The following is a 25,133-nucleotide window of genomic DNA, read 5'->3' as shown; positions in this document are numbered from 1 at the left end:
TTGCCTTGTCCGGTGACCAATCCCTAACCCTGGTTGCAGACAGAAAAACTTAACCGTGATCGTTAAGCCGATCGGGACACGGGCTTGCTAGAGTTCTTTCCATCAGAGGCCATCATAACCGGCCCGATGGAGAGCGAATTGAAGCGTCAAACAGCCCAACAGGATGCCGTATCGAACGGGTCGGGCCGCGCCAAGCGGCTCGACCCGGCCCAGATGCCGCATCGCTTTGCCGCCCGGGGAACGGGCTGCGGAGAGGCGGCGGAGGCTGTTGCCTTCGACGTCTACATCGACCCGGGGCAGGTCATCGTCAAGCGCCGGCTCGCCGGTCTGCCGCTGACCCTCGCCCAGCCGATGAGCGCCTTTCTGGGCGTCTTCGCCGAGGTCTCGCCGGGCGATGCGCCCGGATCCTTCAAGGCCCGTATCGGTCTCATGCACCGTGATCCGGCCCTGTCGATCGAACTGGCCAGCGACGAGGCCCTCGAGGTGCTTGCCGCCGACTGGCGCGCCTGGGCCGATGCGCTCTCGCTGCCGCTGCTGCTGGTGGAGGCGGATGGCCACATCACCCGGCTCGACGATCCGGTGACACCGGCGGGAGAGACAGGCACGATCCGTGGTCGCTGGCTGCCCACGCGCCGCCGCGTTGCCGCCCTCACGGCCCGTCGTCCGCGCTTCCTGGTGCGCCGCAAGGCCGGTCGGGCTATCGGCACGGCGCCGGTCCATCGCGGCGAACGCGAGATCATCGCCCGGACCTGACGCGGGAGGCCCCGGCCCCCCGCCGCTACCCCCGGCCAAGCCGCCAGGGCAGAGAAGGTGCCTGACCTAGAAAGGCGTCTGACTAGAGAAGCGCCTGGACGAGGGCGTCGGCGACGAGGCCGGCAAAGAGGATCCAGCCGTAGCCGCCGTTGGAGCGGAAGAGCTTCAGGCACTGATCGTTGTCGTCAATGTCGAGCACGATGATCTGCCGGGCGAGATGGCCGAGGCCGAGAACGAGTCCGGCGAAGGCCGCCGGCCCGGCGTCCGCGCCGAAGAATGCCAGCCCGAACAGCAGCGTCGCCCCCCCGTAGAGCGCGATCAGCGCGAGTTTCGTCCAGTCGCCGAAGAGCCGCGCCGTGGAATGAACGCCGACGATGGCATCATCCTCCTTGTCCTGATGGGCGTAGATCGTGTCGTAGCCGATTGTCCACAGGATGCCGCCGGCATAGAGCGCGAAAGCGGGCCAGGCGAGGCTGCCGAAGGCTGCCGCCCAGCCCATCAGCGCGCCCCACGAAAAGGCGAGGCCGAGGAAGAGCTGCGGCCAGTTGGTGACCCTCTTCATGAACGGATAGATGGTCACGACCGCCAGCGAGCCGATGCCCAGGAGCACGGTGAACATGTTGAACTGCAGCAGTACGACGAGCCCGACCAGAGCCTGCGCGACAAGGAAGATCTTGGCCCTGAACGGCGTGACCTGTCCGGAGGGCAGGGGGCGCGAACGGGTGCGTGCCACCTTGTCGTCGATGTCCTGGTCGACGAGGTCGTTGTAGGTGCAGCCGGCCCCGCGCATGGCGATGGCTCCGACCATGAAGAGCACGAGGTGCCAGATGTCGGGCACCGGCCGGCCGCCGGCGATGGCGGCAAGTCCGGCCGACCACCAGCACGGCCACAGCAGCAGCCGCCAGCCGATCGGCCGCTCCCAGCGCGCGAGCCGGGCATAGGGCCTGAGCCAGTCCGGCGCCATCGTGTCGACCCAATGGCCGCGAACCGCGTCCGCGACCCGTCCCCTGACCGTGCCGTCGTTCATGCTTTCCACCGATGCGCTTGCGTGTTTCCCGGGTGATAGCGGCTTTGGCCGTCCGATGAAAGGCCGGGTCTTGTCTCTCCCGCCCGCGCGCTGTACCACCCGGGCGCGGCCGGCGGGTCGCGCGCGCCGGCGCAGGCCGGACGCGGACGTGGCACCAGACGGGACAGGCGCGCGATGAACATTCTTCTGATCGGATCCGGCGGGCGGGAACATGCGCTTGCCTGGGCGATGGCGCGCTCGCCGAAGTGCGACCGGCTTTATGTCGCGCCCGGCAATGCCGGCATCGCCGCGGAGGCGACCTGCATCGCGCTCGATGTCTCCGATCACGCCGCCGTCGTGACGTTCTGCCGCGATCACGAGATTGGCTTCGTCGTCGTCGGCCCCGAGGCCCCGCTGGTCGACGGTCTGGTCGACAGCCTGACCCGGGCCGGCATCATGGCCTTCGGCCCGCGCCAGGCGGCCGCCCGCCTCGAAGGGTCCAAGGGTTTCACCAAGGACCTGTGCGCGCGCGCCGGCATTCCCACCGCCGCCTATGGCCGCTTCTCCGATGCCGAGGCGGCGCGCGCACATGTGCGCAAGGCAGGCGCGCCCATCGTCGTCAAGGCCGATGGGCTGGCGGCCGGCAAGGGCGTCATCATCGCCATGACCGAGGAGGAGGCGCTGGCGGCCATCGACGCCTGCTTTGACGGCGAGTTCGGCGCGGCCGGCGCGGAAGTGGTGGTCGAGGCGTTCCTGGAGGGCGAGGAGGCGAGCCTCTTCGTGCTTTCCGACGGCGTCAACGCGTTGCCGCTCGCCTCTGCCCAGGACCACAAGCGCGTCGGCGAGGGCGACACCGGTCCGAACACCGGCGGCATGGGGGCCTATTCGCCCGCGCCGGTGATGACGCCGGAGATGACCGAGCGGGCGCTCGCCGAAATCGTGCGCCCGACCATCGCCACGCTCGCCGCCGAGGGAACGCCTTTCGTCGGCGTGCTCTTCGCGGGACTGATGATCACCGCCGACGGGCCCCAGCTCATCGAATACAACGTCCGCTTCGGCGACCCCGAGTGCCAGGTGCTGATGATGCGGCTGCGCTCCGACATCGTCGATCTGCTCGTGGCCGCCTGTGAGGGGCGCCTCGGCGAGACGGAGGCCGACTGGCACGACGCCGTGGCGCTGACCGTCGTGCTGGCGGCCAAGGGCTATCCGGGGGTCTACGAGAAAGGCACCGAGATCCGCGGCCTCGATGCGCTCGAGGCAACGCCCGACCTCAAGGTGTTCCACGCCGGCACCCGCGCCGAGGGCGCGCGCATTCTCGCCAACGGCGGACGCGTGCTCAATGTGACGGCGATGGGCGCCACCGTCGCGGAAGCGCGCGCGCGCGCCTATGCCGCGATCGATCGCATCGATTGGCCCGAGGGCTTCTGCCGCCGGGATATCGCCTGGCGCGCGCTGGAGCGCGACGGACACTGACGCGCGGCGCGGTGCGAAGAGCTTCAGCTTCGGTTATTGCCTTGAACTGAAAGGGCGGCTCCCACATTCTCCTGTTGCGGGAGAGGGAAGCGCGTCATGTGTCGCGATCTCCGCAAGGGGGGATATGGCGATGGTGGAAGCCGCGCGCGATCTCTTTCCGGGGTTTGCCGCGCGGCGGCTGCCTGGAGAGGGAGTCGAGATTTTCTGCCGCATAGGCGGGGAGGGGCCGCCGCTTCTGCTGCTGCACGGATATCCGCAGACCCATGCCATGTGGCACGGCATCGCCGGCCGGCTCGCAGAGCATTTCACGGTGGTCGCGGCGGATCTGCGCGGTTACGGCCAGTCCGACGCGCCTGCGGGCGACGAGGGGCATCACCTCTATTCGAAGCGCGTGATGGCGCGCGACATGATTGCCGTCATGCGGGCGCTCGGTCACGAGCGCTTCGCGCTGGTCGGGCATGACCGCGGCGGCCGCGTCGGCTACCGGCTGGCGCTCGACCATCCCGAGCGCCTGACAGGGCTTGCCGTCCTCGATATCCTTCCGACCTACGACTACTGGCGCAACATGGATTGGCGCTACGCCATGGCGATCTATCACTGGACGTTCCTCGCCCAGCCCAGACCGCTGCCCGAACGGCTGATTGCCGGCGCGCCGGAGTTCTATCTCGATCACACGCTGGCGAGCTGGACGGCGAGCAAGGACTTGTCCGCCTTCCACCCGGCGGCGCGGGCGGACTATCTCGCCTCGTTCTCGCAACCCGAACGCCAGCACGCGGCCTGCGAGGACTACCGCGCCGGGGCGACCGTCGACATGGTTCTGGATACCAGCGACCGGGAGAGCGGCCATCGTATTTTCTGCCCGGTGCTGGCGCTGTTCGGCGCGGCTGGCCTTGCCGGCAAGACGGCGCTTCCGCTGAATACCTGGTCGGACTGGTGCGACAATGTTTCCGCCGCCGGCGTCGAGGCAGGCCACTTCCTGGTGGAGGAGAACCCGCAAGGCACGCTCGAGGTGCTGCTGCCGTTCCTGCTGGAGAATGCCGGCGCCTGAGGCGCCGGCCTCCCGGGTCAGACGGCGGTGCCGCCGATGGTCATCTTGTCGATGCGCAGGGTCGGCTGGCCGACGCCCACCGGTACGCCCTGACCCTGCTTGCCGCAGGTGCCGATGCCGGGATCGAGCTGCAGGTCGTTGCCCACGGCCGAGATGCGGGTGAGCGCGTCCGGTCCGTTGCCGATTAGCATCGCCCCCTTGATCGGCGCGCCGACCTTGCCATTCTCGACCCTGTAGGCCTCGGTGCAGGAGAAGACGAACTTGCCGCTGGTGATGTCGACCTGGCCGCCGCCGAAGGAGACGGCGTAGATGCCGTCCCTGACGCCTTCGAGGATCTCACCCGGATCGCGGTCCCCGGCGAGCATGATCGTGTTGGTCATGCGCGGCATCGGAATATGGGCGAAGGACTGGCGTCGGCCGTTTCCGGTCGAGCGTACGCCCATCAGCCGCGCGTTCTGCCGGTCCTGCATGTAGCCGGTGAGGATGCCGTCCTCGATCAGCACGGTGCGGCCCGTCGGCGTGCCCTCGTCGTCGATGGTGAGAGAGCCGCGCCGGCCGCCGATGGTGCCGTCGTCGACGATGGTAACGCCGCGCGAGGCGACCTGCTGGCCCATCAGCCCGGCAAAGGCGGAGGTCTTCTTGCGGTTGAAATCGCCCTCAAGCCCATGGCCCACGGCCTCGTGCAGGAGAATGCCGGGCCAGCCGGGCCCGAGCACGACGTCGAAGCTGCCGGCCGGCGCCGGCACCGCCTCGAGATTGACCAGCGCCTGGCGCAGGGCCTCGTCGACGGCGTGTTTCCAGCTCTCTTGCGTGACGAAGGCATCCACCATGTCGCGACCGCCGAAGCCGTGTGATCCGGCCTCCTGGCGGGTGCCGTCGCCGGCGACGACCGAGACGCCGAAGCGCACCAGCGGGCGCACGTCGCGCACCCGGTGACCGTCGGCGCGCAGAATGTCCACCACCTGCCAGGAAGTGGCGAGCGAGGCGCTGACCTGGCGCACCTTGGGATCGCGTGCCCGCGCATAGGCGTCGATTTCCTCGAGCAGGCGTGCCTTTTCGGCAAAGCCCGGCGCGAGCAGCGGGTTGGCATCGGAGTAAAGCTTGCCGTTGGTCCCCTGCGGTGGCTCGCTGTAGGTGCCTGAATGGCCGGCGGTAACGGCGGAGACCGCGTCGGCAGCGCGCTTCAGCGCGGCGACCGAGATCTCGCCCGAATGGGCATAGCCGGCCGCCTCGCCGGCGACGGCGCGCAGGCCGAAGCCCTGCGAGGTGTCGTAGTTCGCGCCCTTGAGCCGGCCGTTGTCGAAGACGAGGCTTTCGGACTCCCTGTACTCCAGGAAGAGTTCTCCATCGTCGGCACCCGAAAGGGCGCTGGCGAGGATCCGGCGCGCCTCGTCCTCGCCGAGATCGGCGCCGGCAATGAGATCGATGGCGGGCTGGGTCACGAAAAGCCTCCTCGGCGTGGGCCGCAGGCGCGCGGGCGCTTGCCGGCGGCATCGGGACATGAGCTTGCCCGCCCCGCCAAAGAGGCCGGCGCGGACGGGAAAACAGAGGGGATGCGGCCTGGGCGTCCCGCGCCGCGATCCGTACTCAGGGCAGTGTGGCGAAGCCTTCGGAGAAGCCCTTCAGCGAGATCGGGATGCCGATGCCTTCTTCGGGTGTCTGGAAGATGACGAAGGTGGCGGCCTGGCCCTTCTGCATCTTCTCGAGCAGGTCGTCCTGCATGACGACCTCGACGATGCAGCCGTTCGGCAGGCAGCGCACGAAGCCGGCGCTGCCGACGTCGACGCCGTCGACCCGCAGGCCCAGGCCCATCGGCAGCAGCACGCCGAGCGGGGCCAGCACGCGCAGCAGGTAGGATTTCTTGTCGGCCGTCTTCAGGACGATCACGGACAGACCGACATTCTCGCGGTCGTCTGCGGTCACGTTCTGGATCAGCGCGCATTGCTCCTGCTGTGCGCCGGCGGGCGTGTCGCAGCGCATCTGCCAGTCGCCATGGACGGAACGCACCGCCCCTTGCGCGAAAGCGGCGGGCGTCGTGGCAAGAACATGGGCGAGAATGACGGCGGCTACAGCGGCCATGCGCATCATCGGCGATCTAGCAAGAGGCACAGGCGGAACTCCGTTGGCTCGCGGCTCGTCGTTGCGTCACGTCGCCTGAAGGGCCGACCCGTGCACCGTCTCTCCGCGCGGGAGACATGGCGGCATGATTCGCCCGAAAAGGACGCGACACTGCTTTTTCGTTCCTCGACAGGCCGATTTCAAGGCGAAAGACCGACAATGGGCGATCGCGCCTGTCCGGGACGTGGGAAAGATGCGGCGAGCCGGTCGGGGGAGCCACGCAACGCCCTGAATTGGCCGGAATTTGGGCATTCGCGAAACTAGTGCATTGCGCAATGCGGCCGCATGTGGTTTTTCATCCCCGCTTTGATCTTGATCATGCGCGGCTGCGGCGTTTTGACGCCCCTTCATGCCATGGCGAGGTAAGATACACTCCGCGCAAGGAACGTTCCGCAGGCTGGCTCGGCCCGTCCATGCAGACACGGCGAGCGCGGACAGGATACGGCGGCGGCACGCAAGGTCGCCCCGACGGGCACTTGCGATCCGGGCACGCGTCGGCCGCGTGCTGATCGCGAAGATGAAGAAATGACCCGCACGCTCCGGCAGGGGCGGGGGCAGGAAGGGAGCACGGACGTGACACAGATGGTCAAGCCGACACGGGTGTTCAAGCGTCTGATGGGCGTGGCGGCGGGCGCAATGACAGCGCTTGGCGGTTTCGTGGGCACCGCGCTCGCGGCGCAGCCGGAGCCCTGGAAGATCGACATGCAGCCGGCCGTCACCGAGGTGATGGGCGATGTCCGCTGGTTCAACCACTTCACGCTTGTCATCGTCACGGTCATCGTGCTGCTCGTGACGGCGCTCCTGGGGTGGTGCGTCCTGCGCTTCAACGCCAAGAGCAACCCGAAGCCCTCGCGCACCTCGCACAACACGATGATCGAGGTGGTGTGGACGCTGGCGCCGATCCTGATCCTCGTCGTGATCTCGATCCCCTCGTTCCGCCTTCTCTACAAGGAGCTCGAGGTGCCGGCCTATGACATGACCGTCAAGGCGACCGGCTACCAGTGGTACTGGGGCTACGAGTACACTGACGAGGGCATGGAAGACGTGGTCTTCGACAGCCTTCTGATTCGTGACGAGCAGGAGCGCAAGGCGCGCGCCGCCGACTTCAAGCGTCCGGAGAGCGAATATCCGCGCCTTCTGGCCGTCGACAACGAGATGATCGTGCCGATCGGCAAGGTCGTGCGTGTCCAGGTGACCGGCGCCGACGTGATCCACTCCTTCGCCATGCCGGCCTTCGGCGTGAAGGTCGATGCGGTCCCGGGCCGTCTGAACGAGACCTGGTTCCGCGCCGACCAGACGGGCATCTACTACGGCCAGTGCTCCGAGCTCTGCGGCAAGGATCACGCCTACATGCCGATCGCCATCCGCGTGGTCGAGCAGGCGCAGTACGACAAGTGGGCAGAAGGCGCCAAGACGGACGTCGAGGGCGCCACCAAGGAACTGATGGCCGCGATTGCGGCGTCGAACGGCACCGCTGCCGTCGAGACGCCGAAGGCGCTGGAACTCGCCGCGCGCTGATCGCGGACGCGAATTTCCGCCGCGGACGGTTCGCCGCCCGCGGCTCACGGCGGACCTAAGGCGTCCGTCAACCGGAATCAAAACGAGGGAGCTGGAAGATGGCCTATGCAGCGCATGCGCAAGGCGACCATGACCATCCGACCGGATGGACGCGCTGGGTCTATTCGACCAACCACAAGGACATCGGTGTCCTCTATCTGATCTTCGCGATCATCGCGGGCATCATTGGCGGCGCGCTCAGCGTCGGCATCCGTCTGGAGCTGCAGGAACCGGGTCTGCAGATCTTCTCCAACCCGCACACCTTCAACGTGTTCACGACCTCGCACGGCCTCATCATGATCTTCTTCATGGTCATGCCTGCGCTGATCGGCGGTTTCGCCAACTACTTCGTGCCGATCATGATCGGCGCGCCGGACATGGCGTTCCCGCGGATGAACAACATTTCCTTCTGGCTGCTCCCGCCGGCCTTCCTGCTGCTCCTGCTCTCGCTCTTTGTCGAGGGTCCGACGGGCGGCTTCGGATTCGGCGGCGGCTGGACGGCCTATCCGCCGCTCTCCTCGGCCGGTCCCGAGGGCCATCCGGGTCCCGCGATGGATCTCGCCATCCTGGCGCTGCACATCTCCGGTGCGTCGTCGATCCTGGGTGCGATCAACTTCATCACGACGATCTTCAACATGCGCGCTCCGGGCATGACGCTGCACAAGATGCCGCTCTTCGCCTGGTCGGTGCTCGTCACCGCGTTCCTTCTGCTGCTGTCCCTGCCGGTGCTCGCCGGCGGCATCACCATGCTGCTGACGGACCGCAACTTCGGCACCACGTTCTTCGATCCGGCCGGTGGCGGTGATCCGATCCTGTTCCAGCACCTGTTCTGGTTCTTCGGTCATCCCGAGGTGTACATCCTGATTCTGCCGGCCTTCGGCATCGTCAGCCACATCATCTCGACCTTCGCCCGCAAGCCGATCTTCGGATACCTGGGCATGGCCTACGCCATGGTCGCGATCGGCGTTGTCGGCTTTATCGTGTGGGCGCACCACATGTACACGGTCGGTCTCGACGTGGACACGCAGGCCTATTTCGTCGCCGCGACGATGGTCATCGCGGTTCCCACGGGCGTGAAGATCTTCTCGTGGATCGCCACGATGTGGGGCGGCTCGATCACCTTCCGCACCCCGATGCTCTGGGCGGTCGGTTTCATCTTCCTGTTCACGGTCGGTGGCGTCACGGGCGTTCAGCTCGCCAACGCCGGTCTCGACCGCTCGCTGCACGACACCTACTACGTGGTGGCCCACTTCCACTACGTGCTGTCGCTCGGCGCGGTCTTCGGCATCTTTGGCGGCTGGTACTACTGGTTCCCGAAAATGTTCGGCTACATGTACAACGAGACCATCGGCAAGGCCCACTTCTGGATCACCTTCGTCGGCGTGAACATGATCTTCTTCCCGCAGCACTTCCTCGGTCTGCAGGGCATGCCGCGCCGCTACGTCGATTATCCCGATGCGCTCGCCGGCTGGAACGCTGTCTCCTCCTATGGGTCCTACATCTCGGCCTTCGCGGTCCTGGTGTTCCTGTTCGGCATCGTCGAGGCTTTCTCCAAGAAGCGCGTCGCCGGCAACAACCCGTGGGGCGAGGGCGCAACGACGCTGGAGTGGACCCTGTCCTCCCCGCCGCCCTACCACCAGTTCGAGGTCCTGCCGCGCATCAAGTAAGCGGCACGGCTGAAAACGATACCCGCGCCGCGGCTCTCCGCGGCGCGGTCTTTCCGTCGGACCGAAAGGCCCGGCGGCGGCGCGATGACAAAGGGACGGCCTGGAGCCGGACCGCGATGTCCGCGCACGAGACTTCGAGACCGGCTCCCGTCCGGGAGAGGCACAGGGCCGCGCAAGCGCTCGCGCCTGACGGGAAACGGGATGGGCCTGCCCCCGGATGGCGGGCGAACGAGACGAAGAGCAGAACATGTCGCTTGCTGAACTTCGGGACGGGCCGCTTGACGACGTCGCCGCCTTTGGCGGTGAGGGAGAGGTCCGCGATTATCTCGCGCTGCTGAAGCCGCGGGTCATGTCGCTGGTCGTGTTTACCGCGCTGGTCGGCATCCTGATCGCGCCGGGCGAGCTGCATCCGGTGCTTGGCCTCGTCGCGATCCTGTGCATCGCCATCGGCGCCGGCGCGTCCGGCGCGCTCAACATGTGGTACGACGCCGACATCGACGCGGTGATGTCGCGCACCCGCAAGCGGCCGATCCCGGCCGGTCGCATCGCGCCGAACGAGGCACTGGCCTTCGGCCTGACGCTCTCGGCGTTTTCGGTTGCGATCCTGGGGCTTGCCGTCAACTGGCTGGCGGCCGGCCTGCTCGCCTTCACGATCTTCTTCTACGCCGTCGTCTACACGATGTGGCTGAAGCGCTCGACGCCGCAGAACATCGTTATCGGCGGCGCCGCGGGGGCCTTCCCGCCGATGATCGGCTGGGCGGCGGTGACGGGCGATGTCAGCCTGCACAGCTCGATCCTGTTCCTCATCATCTTCATGTGGACGCCGCCGCACTTCTGGGCGCTGTCTCTGTTCAAGCGCGGCGACTATGAGGATGCGCGCATCCCGATGCTTCCCGTCGTCGCCGGCGAGGACACGACCCGCACCCACATCCTGGTCTATTCGATCCTGCTTGCACCCATCGGGGTCGCGCCGGCGCTGCTCGGGTTCGCCTCGCCGGCCTATGGCGTGATCGCCGGAGTCCTGGGCGCCATCTTCGTCGCCTATGCCGTTGCCGTCTTCCTCAGGCGCGAGGGCGATGGCGCGCGCAAGGCGGCGGTGGCGCTTTTCAAGTTCTCGCTGGTCTATCTCTTCCTCGTCTTCGCCTTGCTGTTCGCCGATACGCTGGCCGGCGATCTCTTCCCTGCATTCTGGTTTCCGGGGGCGGCATGAGCGAGAACGACGGCATTCGGCAGACGGAAGAGCAGAAGCGGCGTCAGCGCGCACGCTCGAGGGCCATCGGCATCACGCTTGGCGTGCTGGCGGTGCTCTTCTTCGTCATCACCCTGGTCAAGATGGGGCCGGGGATCATGAACCGCCCGCTCTAGGAGGTGACGCGCATGACGCAGGACAGCCAGACCCCGGTCACGCCGGAACAGACCTCGCAAGAGGTCCGCGCGGCGCGCATGGCGCGGGTCAACCGCCGCATCGGCGTCGCCGCCTTCTGCGGTGTGCTCGCCATGGTCGGCGCCGCCTATGCCGCCGTGCCGCTCTACCAGCTCTTCTGCCAGGTCACCGGCTATGGCGGCACGACGCAGCGCGCAGATGCCGACAGTGGCACAGTGATCGGCCGCAAGATCACCGTGCGGTTCGACGGCAACGTCAATGCGTCGCTGCCGTGGCGCTTCGGTCCCGACCAGCGCTCGGTGACGATCCGCATGGGCGAGACCAAGACCATTTCCTATCACGCGACCAATCTTGGCGCGGAGGCCAACACGGGCACGTCCGTGTTCAACGTCACGCCCTTCGAGGCGGGCGCCTACTTCAACAAGATCCAGTGCTTCTGCTTCACGGAGCAGCCGCTCAAGCAGGGCGAAAGCGCGGAAATGCCGGTGGTGTTCTTCGTCGATCCGGAGATGGACGAGAATCCGGAGTTGAAGCATATCAAGGAGATCACGCTCTCCTACACGTTCTTCCCGGCCAAGGAGCCGGAAACGCCCGTGGCCGCGAAGGCGACCAAGGCGGAAGACGCAAAAAACAACAACTTGTAGAATAACGTAGCCCGCCACCTGGGGGCGTTCAGAGAGAGAAAGATCGGGGGAAGACCCATGGCGCACGCCAAGAACCACGATTATCACATCATCGACCCGAGCCCGTGGCCGTTCCTCGGCGGTGTCGGTGCGTTTCTTCTGGCCATTGGCGCCATCGGCCTGTTCAAGCACGTCGGCGACAAGCCGTTCCTGCTGTTCGGCGTCGATCTCGCCGGCTGGGGCATCTTCGCCGTCGGCCTGCTGGTCGTGCTCTATGTGATGTTCATGTGGTGGCGCGACACCATCCGCGAGTCGATCGCGGGCGACCATACGCCGGTGGTCCAGCTTCACCTGCGCTATGGCATGCTGCTGTTCATCGCTTCCGAGGTGATGTTCTTCGTGGCCTGGTTCTGGGCGTTCTTCGATGCCTCGCTCTTCGTCGGCGAAGCCAACCAGTACGCCCGCTTCGATGTCACCGGTGGCGTGTGGCCGCCGCATGGCATCGAGACCTTCGATCCCTGGCATCTGCCGCTGTTCAACACGCTTATCCTGCTGACCTCGGGCACCACGGTGACCTGGGCGCACCACGCGCTGTTGCACAACGACCGCGAAGGCCTGAAGTGGGGCCTGACGCTGACCGTCATCCTCGGCCTGTTCTTCTCGATGGTGCAGGCTTATGAGTACAGCCATGCGACCTTTGCCTTCTCGGGCTCGATCTATGGCGCGACGTTCTACATGGCGACCGGCTTCCACGGCTTCCACGTCATCGTCGGCACGATCTTCCTGATCGTCTGCCTGATCCGCGCGCTCGCGGGCCAGTTCACCCCGCAGAAGCACTTCGGCTTCGAGGCTGCTGCCTGGTACTGGCACTTCGTCGACGTGGTCTGGCTCTTCCTGTTCGTCTCGATCTACATCTGGGGTGCCGGGTCTTCCTACCACTCGTAAGGGCGTGGGCCCGGCTCATGGCCGGGCCACGGTCCTTGTCGCAGATGCGAGCGCAGACATGCGGGTGGCCCCTGTCGCGATCCTGACATTGCTACTGGTTGCGGCGGCCTTGGCCGCCGCAGTTGCTTGGGCCGGTGGTTCGACTGCGGTCCCCCCGCCGACGCCCGCCGCGCATGAGGCGGAAATCGCCAGGATCCTGCTTCTCAAGAGCGAGCGTCGGCTGGCTCTGATCGATCGGGAGGGTGTCGAGCGTCGCACCTATCAGGTTGCTCTCGGCGGGCAGCCTGTCGGGCACAAGCAACGCGAGGGCGATGGCCGCACGCCCGAAGGGACCTATGTTCTCGATTGGCGCAACCCGAAAAGCGCCTATCATCTTTCGCTTCACGTCTCCTACCCCGATGTCCGCGACCGCAGGGCCGCCTCCCGGCGGGGGGATGATCCGGGCGGCATGATCATGATTCACGGCCTGCCAAACGGGCTCGGCTGGTTGGGGAGCGCGCATCTCCGCCTCGACTGGACCGACGGCTGCATCGCCGTGACCGATGCGCAGATCGAGGAGATCTGGCGGATGGTGCCGAACGGCACGCCGATCGAGATCCGTCCCTGACCCGGCCCGCGTGCCGGGCGAGGGAAGACACCAAGGAGCGACATTCATGGCAGACGCAAGAGACAGCGCGCACTATCCGCCGCAGGACCCGCTGCGCACCGGGCTTGCCGGCCGCTGCCCGCGCTGTGGCCAGGGCAAGCTTTTCGACGGCTACCTGACCGTGCGCCCGACCTGCCGCAATTGCGGACAGAGTTTCGAGTTCGCCGACAGCGGCGACGGCCCGGCGGTGTTCATCATGATGCTCGTCGGCTTTGTCGTCGTCGCTCTCGTGCTGGTCACGGAACTGGCCTACCGACCGCCTATCTGGGTGCATCTCGTCCTGTGGCTGCCGCTGACGGTGATCCTGGCGCTTTTGATCCTGCGCCCGCTCAAGGGCGTGATGATCGCGCAGCAGTTCAAGCATAGCGCCCGCGAGGGACAGATCGACGATGCCGGGGAGGAGGACAAGGACCTTGACTGATCCCGCCACCTCGAGCGCTTCCGCCGAAGAACGGCCGGCCGCGCCGCGCCGCCGTCTGCTTGCGCCTGCCATCGCCGCCGTCGTCGTGTTCGCCGCACTCCTGGGCCTGGGCACCTGGCAGGTGATGCGCCTGCAATGGAAGCTGGACCTGATCGAGCGTGTCGAGGCGCGCACCGGCAGCACGCCCGTTCCGCTGCCCGACCCAGCCGCCTGGGCAGGGCTTTCCGAGGAAGCCTGGGACTATCGCCCCGTCGAGACACACGGTCGCTTCCTGGAGGGCGAGGCCTACTATTACATCACGCTTGGCGATGCCAAGGGCGCCTACGACGGGCCGGGCTATTTCGTCTATGCGCCGTTCGAGCTTGACGGCGGCGAGATCGTGATGGTCAACCGCGGTTTCGTGCCCGACCGCCTGCGCCAGCTGGAAACGCGGCCGGCGAGTGCCGCGCCCGCGGGCGAGATGACGATCAGCGGGCTGCTGCGGCGCGACGAGCGCGGCAACATGTTCATCATCGGTTCGGACCCGCAAAAGCGCATCTTCTTTGTGCGCGAGGGTGACGAGATGGCAGCCGCTCTCGGCCTCGATCCGTCGCGCGTTGCCCCCTTCACCATCGATCTGCCGGCGCGTTTCACGCCCGAGGGCGGTCTGCCACAGGCGGGGGAGACCATCGTCTCCTTCACCAACAACCACCTGCAATATGCGGTGACCTGGTACGGGCTGGCGGTGGTGCTGATCGTGATCTTCATCGTCTATGCCCGCGGCGAGGCGCGGCCACCCCGAAAGGGCTGAGCAAACGCGACGCGCGCGCGTCAAAAGGAAACGGCCGGGCGATTGTCGCCCGGCCGTTTCCGTTTTCAGGGCCTTGCCCGTCGTTTTCGCTCAGAGAGCCGAAAGGATCGCCGCCGCGCCGGAAACCTCGGCGGTGCCGGGCGTGTCCTCGACGTTGAGCGCCGTGACGACACCATCCTTGACGATCATCGCATAGCGCTTGGATCGCACGCCCATGCCGAAGCCGGAGGCGTCCAGCTCGAGGCCGATGGCCTTGGTGAACTCGGCGCTGCCGTCGGCCAGGAAGGCGATCTTGCCGGCGCCGCTCGCCTTCTCCCAGGCGTCCATGACGAAGACGTCATTGACCGAAACGACGGCGATCTCGTCCACGCCCTTCGAAAGGATCGTGTCGGCGTGCTCGACGAAGCCCGGAAGGTGGTTCAGGTGACAGGTCGGCGTGAAGGCGCCGGGAACGGCGAAGAGGACAACCGTGCGGCCGGAGAAGAGGTCCGCCGAGGTGCGCTCGGCCGGGCCGTCCGCGGTCATGATCTTGAATTTCGCGTCGGGAAGCTTGTCGCCAACCTTAATGGTCATGGGAAACTCCGGTATCGGTCAGTGGGAACCGCATGGCGCGGGCCGGGCGCATGCCTGGCCTCGAGCGAAAATGTGCTCGGGAAAGGCAAGCCGACGCCCGACACATAGGGTGAAAGAGGAACGCAGTCGAGGGGCGCTGCCGGTCGCAGCGGAGCCAATCGCCGGCGATCCTCAGCGCAGGCGCCCGAAAATCGGAGCGAGGTCGACGTCATGTTCGACAGTCCTTGCCCCGTCGATCAGCGTCAGCCGCAGCGGCCGGCTGCCATCGGCCGCATCGATGAAGCCTTCGCCGGAAAGCGAGAAGCGGGCGCGCGCGCCGGTGCGTTCCACCAGCACGGGCACGCCGTTGTAGGAGCCTGCCACGCCTTCGGCGAAAAGGTCGATCGGCTCGTCGACGCCTGCCAGTTGCACCTCGATCAATATCTCGGGAGCGGCGTCGGGGTCCGCCGCGGGCGAGGCCGTCACCGTCGCGACGCGCGGGGCCGCCTCGCCCTGCGGGGTTGCAAGCGTGGCGCGCGCGGCGTTGATCGCAGGGCGGCGGGCCGAAGGCGCGCTTTCGGGAGGAAGCGCGAGCGCGAGGCGGGCTTCGCCCGGAACGCAGATGTCGCTGCAGATGCCGAAGCGCAGGTCCGCGACCAGTTCTGCTCGCGAACCTTCGCTCTCCAGCCGCAGGTCGACCGGCAGGAGAGTGTGCGTCTCGTAGACGATGGAGGTGAAGGCACCGTCGAAATGGCGTTGCGGCGCGGGAAAGCGCAGGTGCGCTTCGGTGATGCCGGAGGAAGCGGAAAAGTCTGCCTCCGTCGGAATGCCGGTCTCACCGGGAAAGCGCCAGTAGATGTGCCAGCCCGGATCGATTTCGAATTCGACGGCGGCGTCGAGCCGGTTGTCGTCCACTCCCTCTACCGCCGACGGCACGGCGACAAGGCGAACCCGCGCGCCGGCCACTTTCTGCCAGGGACTGGCGCCGGCCTCGTCCGCCCGTGCGCCGTGCACGGGAAGCGCCAGACAGGCGACAAGCGTCATGAAACAGAGGCCGGTGATCACGCGCATCCTGTGTCGTCTCCTGCAAGTTTGTGTCGACTGATGTCGAGACTTGCCGCAATTCGCATGCAGGGTCCAGCGGTCGGGCGGGAACATGCGCGTGATCGGCGACGGGCGGGCCGGCCCATCAGGCCTGTTAACAAGGAAGAAATGGCGGCGTACACTGATTGTGACGCACCGTGAAACGAGACGGGCGAGACGGCGGCGCAAACGCCACGGGTTCCCTGCCGCAAGCCGGTTCGCCATCGGACGGGCTTCGAGCAGAACGGGATTTCGAGCAGAACGGGATGAGGTGGCATGGAACGACATGAAACACATCCGCAGACGCTGGCAGGTCAGTTCCTGATCGCTATGCCGCAGATGGCGGATAGCCGATTCGCCCACACGGTCATCTATCTGTGCGCGCATTCTCCCGAGGGCGCGATGGGCATCGTGCTGAACCAGAAGGCACCGAGCCTGACCTTTCCGGATCTGCTGCGCCAGCTCGAGATCATCGATGCCGGTGCCGACATCGTGCTGCCCGCGCCGGCCGACCGTATGGAGGTTCATCGCGGCGGTCCGGTGGAGACCGGTCGCGGCTTCGTGCTCCATTCCCAGGATTATCTCGCGGCGCATTCCACCATGCCGATCCACGACGGCATCTGCCTGACGGCGACGCTCGACATCCTGCGCGCCATCGTCGACGGCAAGGGGCCGAGCCGGGCAATGCTGGCGCTCGGATATGCGGGCTGGGGCGCCGGCCAACTCGAGACGGAGATCCAGGAAAACGGCTGGATTACCGGGCCGGCCGACAGCGAGATCATCTTCGATCCGGCAACCGAAACCAAATGGGACCGGGCCTTGGCCAACATCGGGATCCACCCGGCCATGCTGTCGAGCGAGGCCGGTCACGCCTGATCTTCGGGCCGGCCGTGGCGTGTGGCCGGTCGGCGCAATCGCCTTGCCCGGGGCGGGACGCGAGTCTAGGGTGCGCGGATGGATCGGCCGGTCCGTGCCGGAATGCCGTCGGTTGACGGTGCTCTCAGGACGCTCCGGCCAAGTTTTCCGGGTGAAACCCGTTCGCATGGCCGTGACAACCGGCCGTCCCGGGCGCGGTGGCCTTTGCCGCCCGCACGCGGGCTTTGCGTTCGCGGGTCGCAGGATTTGCCGCGCGCGCAGATGATGAGCGGCGGGGCAGTCGTTCCCCGGTGAGGTATCTGGAGGTCGTCTCGGTCGTGAAATACGTGAGTACAAGGGGTGAGGCGCCGGTCCTCGGATTTGCCGACGTTCTCCTGACCGGCCTTGCCGCCGACGGCGGGCTTTATGTTCCCGCCGAATGGCCGCGCCTGTCGGCAGACGAGATCGCTGGCTTCGCGGGTCGTCCCTATGCCGAGGTCGCCGAAGCGGTGATCGCGCCCTTCGTCGCCGGCGAGATCGCCCGCGACGACCTCGCGGCGATGATATCCGAAGCTTACTCCGGTTTTCGTCACGAGGCAGTGACACCACTGGTGCAGATCGCACCGGGCCGCTTCGTGCTTGAGCTCTTTCACGGCCCGACGCTTGCCTTCAAGGACGTGGCCATGCAGCTTCTCGGCCGCATGATGGACCATGTCCTGGCCGAGCGCGGCCGGCGCGCCACCATCGTCGGCGCCACCTCCGGTGACACTGGCGGCGCGGCAATCGAGGCCTTCCGGGGGCGGGATCGCACGGACGTCTTCATTCTGTTCCCCGACGGGCGGGTCTCCGATGTCCAGCGCCGGCAGATGACGACGCCGACCGACAGCAACGTCCACGCCCTGTCGCTCACCGGCACGTTCGATGATTGCCAGTCCATTGTGAAGGGCATGTTCACCCACGCCGCCTTTCGCGATGAGGTGCAGCTTGCCGGCGTCAACTCGATCAACTGGGCCCGCATCGTCGCCCAGGTGGTCTATTACTTTGTCGCCGGCGCGGCGCTCGGCGCACCGCATCGCAAGGTGTCCTTCACCGTGCCGACGGGCAATTTCGGCGACATCTTCGCCGCCCATGTCGCGGCCCGCATGGGCCTGCCGATCGAGCGGCTGGTGATCGCCACCAACGCCAACGACATTCTCGCCCGCACGCTGGAAACAGGAACCTACGAGACGCGCGGCGTGGTGCAGACCACTTCGCCGTCGATGGATATCCAACTCTCCTCCAACTTCGAGCGGCTGCTGTTCGAGGTGCATGGACGCCAGGCGGGAGAGGTGCGTGGCCTGATGGACCGCCTCGCCCAGTCGGGTGGCTTCACTCTCGCCGAAGGCCCTCTTGCGGAGATCCGCGCCGGCTTCGACGCCGGGCGCTGCGGAGAGGCGGAGACGGCGCGCACCATTGCCGAAACGCTGGCGCGCACCGGCTACCTGCTCGATCCGCACACGGCGGCCGGCGTTCATGTGGCCGGGGAGTTGCCGCAGTCGCCCGTGCCGATGGTCGTGCTGGCGACCGCGCATCCGGCCAAGTTCCCCGATGCGGTGGAGGCCGCCTGCGGCATCCGGCCCGAGCTGCCGCCCGAGCTGCGCGCGATGATGAGCGCGCCCGAGCGGCTGGAGAAGGTCTCGGCCGACCGCAAGGCCGTGGAGGATCATATTCTGGAGCGCGCCCGCGCTGCCGGACTGGAGGTGTCCTGATGCAGGTACGCGTGAGCCGGCTGGCGAATGGCCTGACAGTCGTGACCGACACATTCCCCTACCTGCGTTCCACCGCGCTCGGCGTCTGGGTGGGGGCGGGTTCCCGGTCGGAGCTTCCTCACCAGAACGGCATCACCCACCTGCTCGAGCACATGGCGTTCAAGGGCACCGCGACGCGAACGGCACGCCAGATCGCCGAGGAGATCGAGGCGGTCGGCGGCGAGCTCAATGCCGCAACCAGCGTCGAGCACACGAACTACCACGCCCGGGTACTGGCCGAGGATGTGCCGCTCGCGGTCGAGATCATCGCCGATATCCTGCAGAACTCCGCCTTCGATCCTGATGAACTGCTGCGCGAGAAGCATGTGATCCTGCAGGAGATCGGTGCCGCGCACGACACGCCCGATGACAAGGTCTTCGACCAGTTCCAGGAAACCGCCTGGGCGCGCCAGGCCATCGGGCGACCGATCCTCGGCACCCGCGAGACGGTGATGGGCTTTTCGCCGGAAGACCTGCGGGCCTATCTCGCCGAACACTACACCGCCGGAAACATGGTGCTCTCGGCCGCCGGCGCGGTGGACCATGATGCGCTTGTTGCGCTGGCCGAGACGCATTTCGCCGGCCTGCCGGGCGGTGGCGCGGAAAAGCCGGCGGGCGCGCGCTACACCGGCGGTCAGACCCGCCTCGAGCGCGAGCTGATGGAACTGCAGCTCATCCTCGGCTTCGAGGGCAAGCCCTACAAGGCGACCGATTACTACACGATCCAGGTGCTGGCCTCGGTGATGGGTGGGGGCATGTCCTCGCGCCTGTTCCAGGAAATTCGCGAGAACCGGGGCCTGTGCTACGCGATATATGCGTTCCACTGGGCGTTTCAGGATACCGGCCTGTTCGGCATTCACGCGGCGACCGGCGAGGATGACATCGATGAGTTGTTCCCGGTGCTTCTCGAGGAGGTCGCAGCCGCGTCCGAGCGGATCGACCAGTCCGACCTCGACCGCGCCAAGGCGCAGATCCGCGCCGGCATCATGATGTCGCTGGAAAGCCCGGCCGCGCGCGCCGGCCAGATCGCCCGCCAGTGGATGATCCATGGCGAGATCGTTTCCCCCGAGGAAATCCAGGCCCGCGTCGATGCGGTGACGCTCACCGACCTGAAGCGGGTTGCGGCCGATGTCTTCTCCGGCTCGCCGACGCTTTCCACCGTCGGCCCGAAAGGGGCGGTGCTCGATCTCGACACGGTCACCTCGGTTCTCGGCCGAAACCCGGGTCGGGCGGTTGCGGGCTGAACCCCGGACGGAGGTCGCGATGGCGTTCTTGCGGGCATTCGGTGCGGCGGACGCGACGCGGGTCCTGCGCGGCGCGCAGAGCCGGGAAGGCGCCGTCTTCCTGCGCATGCCGCTGGCCCAGGACTATCCCGCGTGGGCGGCCTTACGTGCGGAAAGCCGCGACTTTCTCCAGCCCTGGGAACCCCTGTGGGCGTCGGACGAACTGACGCGCGGCGCGTTCCGGCGCAGGCTTCGTCGCTACGCGCGCGAGCTGCGCGAGGAGCGGGCCTTTCCCTTCTTCGTCTTCCGTGAGAGCGACGGAGCCCTCCTTGGCGGCGCTACCCTGTCAAATGTGCGCAGAGGCGTTGCCATGGCCTGCACGCTCGGTTACTGGATGGGTGCCCCCTACGCGGGCAAGGGCTATATGGGCGCGGCGGTGTCGCTGCTCGTTCCTTTCGCCTTCGGCGAGCTTGGCCTGAACCGCGTCGAGGCGGCGTGTCTGCCCACCAACGCGGCCTCGCGTCGCCTCCTTGAAAAAGCCGGTTTTGAGCGGGAAGGCTACGCCCGCCGCTACCTGCGCATCGCCGGGGAATGGCAGGATCATGTGCTCTACGCGCGGATCGCGGGACAGGCTGGCGGAGGGGCCTCCGACTTCCTTGCAGCGCTTGAATCCTACCGGCGCGACGGGCTCGGCAGCTCCCGGAAAGAAGCCTTGTGACATGCAGCGGATGCCGATACGTGTCCGCGACGACGTGAAAGCCGAACCTGTGCGGATAATCCGATTGCGTTTCTTCATTCTTGTCGCGCTTGCCTTTTTTGCCTGTCTCGGCGTCGCCTCGCCGACGCTTGCAATCGAGGCTGTTGAGGTTCCCCCCAACGCGGACGCACTCGATCTGACGCGCGCCGTCGATCTCTATCCCAATGCCGGACCGAGCCTTCAGGTCTCGACCGCGCCGGGCGCGGATGGGATCGTGCGGCGCATCGAGGTGAATTCGCTCGATGACGCCAACTCGAGCTGGGCGGTCTTCGCGCTGTCGAACCCGGGCGACGAGCAGATCGACCGGCTTATCGTCGCCCCCTTCTTCCAGCTCGTCGGCTCGCGGCTGATCTGGCCGGACCTCGGGTCCTCGCGGATCGCCTCGATCACGCCAAGCCAGGGCATCGCCCCTGAGCGCCAGTCGAGCCAGGAAGCGGACGTCTTCCTCGTCACCCTCGATCCGGGCGCGGTCGTCACCTATGTCGTCGAGCTGCGCAGTCCCGCGCTGCCGCAGATTCGGCTCTGGGAACCCGACGTCTACAAGGACACCGTCAACGCCTACACGCTCTATCGGGGCATCATCCTTGGCATCTCCGGCCTGCTGGCGCTGTTCCTGACCATCCTCTTCGTGGTCAAGGGCACCATCATGTTCCCGGCGACCGCCGTGCTCGCATGGTCGGTCCTGTCCTATCTGACTATCGATTTCGGTTTCTGGAACAAGGTCCTGCAGATCACGCCGGGTGACGAGCAGCTCTACAGGGCGTGCGCCGAGGTGGGGCTCGCGGCGAGCCTGATTATCTTCCTCTACGCCTATCTGAACCTCAATCGCTGGCACATCCGCTACAGCCATCTGGCGCTGGCGACGCTGATTCTCGTGCTGGGCCTGCTGGGTGTCGCGGTGTGGGACCCTTCGGTCGCGGCTGGCATCGCCCGCATCTCGCTCGGCGTTATTGGCGTGCTCGGCTTTGCGGTGATCGCCACGCTCGCCGTGCAGGGCTATGACCGGGCGATCATGCTGGTGCCGACCTGGGTTCTGCTGCTTGCCTGGCTGGTCGGCGCGGCGATGACGGTGACGGGCGTATTGGCCAACGATATTGTCCAGCCGGCGCTGGCTGGCGGTCTCGTGCTCGTCGTGCTGCTCATCGGTTTCACGGTGATGCAGCATGCCTTCGCCGGCGGCGCGATCGCGCAGGGACTGATTTCGGACGTGGAGCGCCGGGCGCTGGCCTTCACCGGATCGGGCGATATCATCTGGGACTGGGATATCGACCGCGACCGCATTTCGACCGGCAACGAGGTGGAGGACCTGCTTGGCCTCAAGCAGGGGGTGCTCGAAGGGCCGGCGCGCGACTGGCTTGACGTCATTCATCCGCAGGACCGCGACACGTTCCGCACCACGCTCGATGCGGTCATCGACCAGCGTCGTGGCCGGATCTCCCAGGCGTTCCGCCTGCGTTCGGATGATGGCCACTACCGCTGGTTCCGCCTGCGTGCCCGCCCCATCGTCGGGTCGGATGGCGAGGTGATCCGCTGCGTTGGCACGCTCCTCGACATCACCGAGCAGAAGGTGACCGAGGAACGTCTGCTGCACGACGCGGTGCATGACAACCTGACCGGTCTGCCGAACCGTGAACTGTTCATGGACCGCCTGGATGCGGCGTTGGCGCGCGCGCGGGCCGAGGGGCTTGGCCGTCCTTCCGTGCTCGTTCTGGATCTCGACCGTTTCAAGCAGATCAATGATTCCATTGGCTTGTCCGCCGGTGACAGCATCCTGCTGACCATCGCCCGGCGCGTCTCGCGCCAGCTCAAGCCGCAGGATTCGCTCGCGCGCCTGGGCGGCGACACCTACGCCCTGCTGCTTCTCTCCGAACAGTCGGCTGACCGTGTCGCGGCCTTCGCCGATGCGGTGCGCAGGGCCGTGCGCTCGCCCATCACCTTTGGTGAGCGCGAGGTTTTCCTGACCGCTGCCGTGGGCATCGCCATTTCCGAGAGCGGAACCGCGGGCGCATCCGAGCTTCTGCGCGAGGCCGACATGGCGATGAACCACGCCAAGCGCATGGGCGGTGACCGCGTCGAGGTGTTCCGCCCGACCCTTCAGACGGCCGGATCGAACCGTGTCGAGCTTGAGGCTGACTTGCGCAAGGCGCTGCAGACCAACGGCATCGCGGTCCATTTCCAGCCCATCGTGCGGCTGGGCGACCGCTCCATCGCCGGCTTCGAGGTTCTGGCGCGCTGGAACCATCCCAAGCGCGGGCCGATCTCGCCGGCGGAGTTCATTCCGATCGCCGAGCAGTCCGGCCTCATCAACGAACTGGGCCTGTTCGTGCTTGACCGTGGCGCACGGCAGCTTTCCGAGTGGCAGACCGCGTTCCGCCTGCCGGTGCCGCTTTTCGTCAGCGTCAACATCTCCTCGCTCCAGCTCCTGCGCCACGACCTGATCAACGACGTGAAGTCGGTGCTGTCGCGGTCCTCGCTTGCGCCGGGAACACTGAAGCTGGAACTGACGGAATCGGTCGTCATGGCCAATCCCGAGTATTCCGCGCGCATGCTCGAACGCCTGCGTCATCTCGGCGCCGGCCTGTCGCTCGACGACTTCGGCACGGGCTATTCCTCGCTGAGCTACCTGCAGCGTTTCCGCTTCGACACGATCAAGGTGGACCAGTCCTTCGTGCGTCCGAACGGGCGTAGCGCCCGGCCGGTGATCCTGCGCTCGATCATCGCGCTCGGCCATGATCTCGGCATGCAGGTGGTGGCGGAAGGGGCGGAGAGCGAGTCCGATTCGCTCGAGCTGCACCAGCTTGGCTGCGAATACGCGCAGGGCTTCCTGTTCGGCCAGCCGATGGAGGCGGCCGAGGCGACAAAGCTGCTCAAGGCGGAAATGGACGCGCTGCGCAACTGACGCAAGAGAGGCCGGCCGGCGCTCGCCGACCGGCCCTGGCCGCCTCCCGCCCGCTCGTCGGGCCCTACTTCTTCTTGAAGGGCGCCATGCCCCTGCGGGCAAGTTCGTCGGCGCGTTCGTTCTCGTCGTGCCCGGCGTGGCCCTTGACCCAGTGCCAGGTGACATCGTGACGGGTACGCGCCGTGTCGAGCGCCTGCCACAGCTCGGCGTTCTTCACCGGCTTCTTGTCACTGGTGCGCCAGTCGTTGCGCTTCCAGTTGAACATCCACTTGGTGATGCCGTCGCGCACATATGTGCTGTCGGTATGCAGCTCGACCCGGCAGGGCCGCTTGAGCGCGTTCAGCGCCTCGATGGCCGCCGTCAGCTCCATGCGGTTGTTGGTGGTCTTCTCCTCGCCGCCACAGAGCTCACGCTCGTGATCGCCCGAGCGCAGCAGGGCGCCCCAGCCGCCAGGCCCCGGATTTCCCGAGCAGGCGCCGTCGGTGTGGATCGTCACCGTCGGTCCGTCCGGTGCGACCGCGGCAGCGCCCTTCGCCCGCGCCCCGCTCATGCCGTCAGCCCGTAGTCGGCCGCTGTTTCCACGCTTTGGTGGAAGCGCAGCTTCTTCAGGTACTCGCGTGGATCCTTTGGCGTGACGAGTGCGCCCTCGGGAACGCGCAGCCAGTCGTGCAGGCGGGTCAGCAGGAAGCGCAGGGCCGCGCCGCGCGCCAGCAACGGCAGGCTGTCGAATTCCGCCTGGGTGAAGCCGCGTACCGAGCGGTAGCCATTGAGAAGCGCCCGCGCCTTGGTGACGTTGAATGCCATGTCCGGTTCGAAACACCAGGCATTGAGGCAGATCGCCACGTCGTAGGCGAGCGCGTCGTTGCAGGCGAAATAGAAATCGATCAGCCCGGAGAGTTTCTCGCCAATGAAGAAGACATTGTCGGGAAAGAGGTCGGCGTGGATGACGCCCGAAGGCAGCTCGCCCGGCCAGTTGGCCTCCATGTATTCGACCTCGCGGACCAGCTCCTCGCCAAGTCCCTCGACGATGGTGTCGGCCTGATCGAGCGACAGCTCCAGCAGAGGTCGCCAGCTCTCGACCGACAGCGCGTTCGGACGGCGGATCGCGAAGTCCGCCCCGGCCAGGTGGAACTCCGCCAGCGTCGTGCCGAGGGCGGCGCAATGGGCGCGCTGCGGCCGGCGCACCCACATGCCGTCCAGGAAAGAGATGATCGCCGCCGGCCGTCCGGCAAGCTGGCCGAGCGTCTCGCCGTCACGGTTTGCGACGGGTTGCGGGCAGGAGAGGCCGCGCGCCGCGAGATGGCGCATCAATCCCAGAAAGAACGGCAGGTCACCCGGATCCACGCGCTTCTCGTAGAGCGTCAGGATGTAGTGGCCCGTGCGCGTGTGCAGCAGGTAGTTCGAATTCTCCACGCCTTCCGCGATACCCTTGAGGGCAAGCACCTCGCCGATGTCGTAGCCGGAGACGAAGGTCACCAGCTCCTCGTCGGAGACGTCGGTATAAACGGCCATGGGTCGGTCGACTTTCCTGTGGTTCCGGTTTGGG

24 protein-coding genes are annotated in these 25,133 nt (G+C 66.7%); 17 read left to right on the top strand and 7 right to left on the bottom strand.

From position 1 onward, the window contains the following. Nucleotides 1-138 precede the first annotated feature (138 nt). On the top strand, nt 139-753 hold the full coding sequence (locus tag ACSLUQ_RS11560) for a DUF6101 family protein (RefSeq protein ID WP_417772382.1): 615 nt from the start codon (nt 139-141) through the stop codon (nt 751-753). Between the two features lie 82 nt (nt 754-835). Here ACSLUQ_RS11560 and ubiA read toward each other — a convergent pair whose 3' ends face one another. After that, the gene (gene ubiA / locus ACSLUQ_RS11555) at nt 836-1,780 is read right to left on the bottom strand and encodes a 4-hydroxybenzoate octaprenyltransferase (protein ID WP_461808616.1); all 945 of its coding nucleotides are present in this window, start codon (nt 1,778-1,780) and stop codon (nt 836-838) included. A gap of 174 nt (nt 1,781-1,954) precedes the next feature. On the opposite strand from ubiA, the gene purD reads away from it, so the two are divergent. Together purD and ACSLUQ_RS11545 are read left to right on the top strand one after the other, a co-directional pair. Further along, entirely contained in the window at nt 1,955-3,232 is a 1,278-nt protein-coding gene (gene purD / locus ACSLUQ_RS11550) for a phosphoribosylamine--glycine ligase (protein ID WP_417772384.1), read from the top strand. A 130-nt stretch (nt 3,233-3,362) separates the two neighbouring features. Further along, nucleotides 3,363-4,280 (top strand): alpha/beta fold hydrolase, encoded by a 918-nt coding sequence (locus ACSLUQ_RS11545; RefSeq protein ID WP_461808615.1) that lies wholly within the window; start codon nt 3,363-3,365, stop codon nt 4,278-4,280. A 17-nt stretch (nt 4,281-4,297) separates the two neighbouring features. On the opposite strand, the gene tldD is transcribed toward ACSLUQ_RS11545, so the two are convergent. Both tldD and ACSLUQ_RS11535 read right to left on the bottom strand, forming a co-directional pair. Then, nucleotides 4,298-5,722, bottom strand: a complete 1,425-nt coding sequence (gene tldD, locus ACSLUQ_RS11540; RefSeq protein WP_417772386.1) for a metalloprotease TldD — start codon at nt 5,720-5,722, stop codon at nt 4,298-4,300. Nucleotides 5,723-5,867: 145 nt separating this feature from the next. Beyond that, nucleotides 5,868-6,359, bottom strand: a complete 492-nt coding sequence (locus tag ACSLUQ_RS11535; protein WP_417772387.1) for an invasion associated locus B family protein — start codon at nt 6,357-6,359, stop codon at nt 5,868-5,870. Between the two features lie 564 nt (nt 6,360-6,923). Between ACSLUQ_RS11535 and coxB the strand changes: the two genes are divergently transcribed. The 9 genes from coxB (at nt 6,924) to ACSLUQ_RS11490 (ending at nt 14,431) form a co-directional block, all read left to right on the top strand. Then, entirely contained in the window at nt 6,924-7,916 is a 993-nt protein-coding gene (gene coxB / locus ACSLUQ_RS11530) for a cytochrome c oxidase subunit II (RefSeq protein WP_417772388.1), read from the top strand. Between the two features lie 98 nt (nt 7,917-8,014). After that, the gene (ctaD, locus tag ACSLUQ_RS11525; protein WP_417772389.1) at nt 8,015-9,622 is read left to right on the top strand and encodes a cytochrome c oxidase subunit I; all 1,608 of its coding nucleotides are present in this window, start codon (nt 8,015-8,017) and stop codon (nt 9,620-9,622) included. 247 nt (nt 9,623-9,869) lie between these two features. Continuing rightward, entirely contained in the window at nt 9,870-10,832 is a 963-nt protein-coding gene (gene cyoE / locus ACSLUQ_RS11520) for a heme o synthase (protein WP_417772390.1), read from the top strand. Continuing rightward, nucleotides 10,829-10,987: a hypothetical protein gene (locus ACSLUQ_RS11515; RefSeq protein WP_417772391.1), complete on the top strand. Its 159-nt coding sequence runs from the start codon at nt 10,829-10,831 to the stop codon at nt 10,985-10,987. Before cyoE ends, ACSLUQ_RS11515 begins: the two co-directional genes overlap by 4 nt. A gap of 12 nt (nt 10,988-10,999) precedes the next feature. Continuing rightward, nucleotides 11,000-11,650: a cytochrome c oxidase assembly protein gene (locus ACSLUQ_RS11510; protein ID WP_461808614.1), complete on the top strand. Its 651-nt coding sequence runs from the start codon at nt 11,000-11,002 to the stop codon at nt 11,648-11,650. 57 nt (nt 11,651-11,707) lie between these two features. Beyond that, nucleotides 11,708-12,574 (top strand): cytochrome c oxidase subunit 3, encoded by an 867-nt coding sequence (locus ACSLUQ_RS11505; protein WP_417772393.1) that lies wholly within the window; start codon nt 11,708-11,710, stop codon nt 12,572-12,574. Nucleotides 12,575-12,632: 58 nt separating this feature from the next. Next, nucleotides 12,633-13,181, top strand: a complete 549-nt coding sequence (locus tag ACSLUQ_RS11500; protein ID WP_461808613.1) for a L,D-transpeptidase family protein — start codon at nt 12,633-12,635, stop codon at nt 13,179-13,181. Between the two features lie 46 nt (nt 13,182-13,227). Continuing rightward, nucleotides 13,228-13,641, top strand: a complete 414-nt coding sequence (locus ACSLUQ_RS11495) for a DUF983 domain-containing protein (RefSeq protein ID WP_461808612.1) — start codon at nt 13,228-13,230, stop codon at nt 13,639-13,641. After that, nucleotides 13,634-14,431, top strand: a complete 798-nt coding sequence (locus ACSLUQ_RS11490) for an SURF1 family protein (RefSeq protein WP_417772396.1) — start codon at nt 13,634-13,636, stop codon at nt 14,429-14,431. The genes ACSLUQ_RS11495 and ACSLUQ_RS11490 overlap by 8 nt, the downstream gene beginning before the upstream one ends. 90 nt (nt 14,432-14,521) lie before the next feature. Here ACSLUQ_RS11490 and ACSLUQ_RS11485 read toward each other — a convergent pair whose 3' ends face one another. Together ACSLUQ_RS11485 and ACSLUQ_RS11480 are read right to left on the bottom strand one after the other, a co-directional pair. Beyond that, nucleotides 14,522-15,004, bottom strand: a complete 483-nt coding sequence (locus ACSLUQ_RS11485; protein ID WP_417772397.1) for a peroxiredoxin — start codon at nt 15,002-15,004, stop codon at nt 14,522-14,524. Nucleotides 15,005-15,175: 171 nt separating this feature from the next. Next, a complete protein-coding gene (locus ACSLUQ_RS11480) occupies nt 15,176-16,054 on the bottom strand; it encodes a protein-disulfide reductase DsbD domain-containing protein (RefSeq protein ID WP_461808611.1) in 879 nt (292 codons plus the stop codon). Nucleotides 16,055-16,342: 288 nt separating this feature from the next. Between ACSLUQ_RS11480 and ACSLUQ_RS11475 the strand changes: the two genes are divergently transcribed. From ACSLUQ_RS11475 to ACSLUQ_RS11455, 5 genes are all read left to right on the top strand, one after another. After that, nucleotides 16,343-16,942 carry a YqgE/AlgH family protein gene (locus tag ACSLUQ_RS11475; RefSeq protein WP_461808610.1) on the top strand — a complete coding sequence of 200 codons (600 nt, stop codon included), beginning with the start codon at nt 16,343-16,345 and terminating at the stop codon, nt 16,940-16,942. 317 nt (nt 16,943-17,259) lie between these two features. Beyond that, on the top strand, nt 17,260-18,669 hold the full coding sequence (gene thrC / locus ACSLUQ_RS11470; RefSeq protein WP_417772400.1) for a threonine synthase: 1,410 nt from the start codon (nt 17,260-17,262) through the stop codon (nt 18,667-18,669). Then, nucleotides 18,669-19,952, top strand: a complete 1,284-nt coding sequence (locus tag ACSLUQ_RS11465) for a M16 family metallopeptidase (RefSeq protein WP_417772401.1) — start codon at nt 18,669-18,671, stop codon at nt 19,950-19,952. Before thrC ends, ACSLUQ_RS11465 begins: the two co-directional genes overlap by 1 nt. A gap of 19 nt (nt 19,953-19,971) precedes the next feature. After that, nucleotides 19,972-20,649, top strand: a complete 678-nt coding sequence (locus ACSLUQ_RS11460; RefSeq protein WP_417772402.1) for a GNAT family N-acetyltransferase — start codon at nt 19,972-19,974, stop codon at nt 20,647-20,649. A gap of 49 nt (nt 20,650-20,698) precedes the next feature. Next, nucleotides 20,699-23,587, top strand: a complete 2,889-nt coding sequence (locus tag ACSLUQ_RS11455) for an EAL domain-containing protein (protein WP_417772562.1) — start codon at nt 20,699-20,701, stop codon at nt 23,585-23,587. A 64-nt stretch (nt 23,588-23,651) separates the two neighbouring features. Here ACSLUQ_RS11455 and rnhA read toward each other — a convergent pair whose 3' ends face one another. Both rnhA and thrB read right to left on the bottom strand, forming a co-directional pair. Then, the gene (gene rnhA / locus ACSLUQ_RS11450; protein WP_461808609.1) at nt 23,652-24,137 is read right to left on the bottom strand and encodes a ribonuclease HI; all 486 of its coding nucleotides are present in this window, start codon (nt 24,135-24,137) and stop codon (nt 23,652-23,654) included. Then, on the bottom strand, nt 24,134-25,099 hold the full coding sequence (gene thrB / locus ACSLUQ_RS11445; RefSeq protein ID WP_461808608.1) for a homoserine kinase: 966 nt from the start codon (nt 25,097-25,099) through the stop codon (nt 24,134-24,136). Before thrB ends, rnhA begins: the two co-directional genes overlap by 4 nt. Between the last annotated feature and the right edge of the window lie 34 nt (nt 25,100-25,133).

This window comes from Stappia sp. ICDLI1TA098, assembly GCF_054880955.1.
The sequence above is the reverse complement of the archived record's forward strand: the minus strand, read 5'-3'. Positions and strand labels throughout refer to the sequence as shown.

Coding starts and splice junctions, on each gene's coding strand:
- ubiA (WP_461808616.1), bottom strand. CDS start 1,780: ATGAACGACGGCACGGTCAGGGGACGGGTCGCGGACGCGGTTCGCGGC.
- purD (WP_417772384.1), top strand. CDS start 1,955: ATGAACATTCTTCTGATCGGATCCGGCGGGCGGGAACATGCGCTTGCC.
- ACSLUQ_RS11545 (WP_461808615.1), top strand. CDS start 3,363: ATGGTGGAAGCCGCGCGCGATCTCTTTCCGGGGTTTGCCGCGCGGCGG.
- ACSLUQ_RS11535 (WP_417772387.1), bottom strand. CDS start 6,359: ATGGCCGCTGTAGCCGCCGTCATTCTCGCCCATGTTCTTGCCACGACG.
- coxB (WP_417772388.1), top strand. CDS start 6,924: ATGACCCGCACGCTCCGGCAGGGGCGGGGGCAGGAAGGGAGCACGGAC.
- ctaD (WP_417772389.1), top strand. CDS start 8,015: ATGGCCTATGCAGCGCATGCGCAAGGCGACCATGACCATCCGACCGGA.
- cyoE (WP_417772390.1), top strand. CDS start 9,870: ATGTCGCTTGCTGAACTTCGGGACGGGCCGCTTGACGACGTCGCCGCC.
- ACSLUQ_RS11515 (WP_417772391.1), top strand. CDS start 10,829: ATGAGCGAGAACGACGGCATTCGGCAGACGGAAGAGCAGAAGCGGCGT.
- ACSLUQ_RS11510 (WP_461808614.1), top strand. CDS start 11,000: ATGACGCAGGACAGCCAGACCCCGGTCACGCCGGAACAGACCTCGCAA.
- ACSLUQ_RS11505 (WP_417772393.1), top strand. CDS start 11,708: ATGGCGCACGCCAAGAACCACGATTATCACATCATCGACCCGAGCCCG.
- ACSLUQ_RS11500 (WP_461808613.1), top strand. CDS start 12,633: ATGCGGGTGGCCCCTGTCGCGATCCTGACATTGCTACTGGTTGCGGCG.
- ACSLUQ_RS11495 (WP_461808612.1), top strand. CDS start 13,228: ATGGCAGACGCAAGAGACAGCGCGCACTATCCGCCGCAGGACCCGCTG.
- ACSLUQ_RS11485 (WP_417772397.1), bottom strand. CDS start 15,004: ATGACCATTAAGGTTGGCGACAAGCTTCCCGACGCGAAATTCAAGATC.
- ACSLUQ_RS11480 (WP_461808611.1), bottom strand. CDS start 16,054: ATGCGCGTGATCACCGGCCTCTGTTTCATGACGCTTGTCGCCTGTCTG.
- ACSLUQ_RS11475 (WP_461808610.1), top strand. CDS start 16,343: ATGGAACGACATGAAACACATCCGCAGACGCTGGCAGGTCAGTTCCTG.
- ACSLUQ_RS11465 (WP_417772401.1), top strand. CDS start 18,669: ATGCAGGTACGCGTGAGCCGGCTGGCGAATGGCCTGACAGTCGTGACC.
- ACSLUQ_RS11460 (WP_417772402.1), top strand. CDS start 19,972: ATGGCGTTCTTGCGGGCATTCGGTGCGGCGGACGCGACGCGGGTCCTG.
- rnhA (WP_461808609.1), bottom strand. CDS start 24,137: ATGAGCGGGGCGCGGGCGAAGGGCGCTGCCGCGGTCGCACCGGACGGA.
- thrB (WP_461808608.1), bottom strand. CDS start 25,099: ATGGCCGTTTATACCGACGTCTCCGACGAGGAGCTGGTGACCTTCGTC.